The following is a 338-nucleotide window of genomic DNA, read 5'->3' as shown; positions in this document are numbered from 1 at the left end:
AAATCTTTTATGTTGTAGCTTTTTTGAAGGGTATGCCGTTTACCACTATATCTAGGGTAGCGTTTAACTACATAAAAATACTCTATAAAACTACCTTTTGTTACGCCTTCAAATGCAAAATATTTGTAGTTTCTACCAGTTTCCTCGTCTTGCGCGGTTAAAATTTTACTCTCGTCTAGCTCAATGATTTTATGGTTTTTAGTAATTACCCTAGCCTTGTTAATTTTTAATTCTGAAGAGTTATTGTAAGGCAAATATACTTTGTTGTATGCTTCAATCTTTTCATCAGAATTTAACCAGTACACCTTATGCTCTAAAAAATATTCTACCAAACCATC

The 338-nt window shown here is 31.7% G+C and carries 1 protein-coding gene; it reads right to left on the bottom strand.

Annotation, left to right across the window (positions count from 1 at the left end; translation table 11 throughout):
• A partial coding sequence (locus tag J8281_RS19350) for a DUF3857 domain-containing protein (protein ID WP_246849177.1) occupies positions 1-338 on the bottom strand: 338 nt, incomplete at both ends.

Source organism: Aquimarina sp. U1-2 (genome assembly GCF_017897595.1).
Taxonomy (GTDB): Bacteria; Bacteroidota; Bacteroidia; order Flavobacteriales; family Flavobacteriaceae; genus Aquimarina.
The sequence above is the reverse complement of the archived record's forward strand: the minus strand, read 5'-3'. Positions and strand labels throughout refer to the sequence as shown.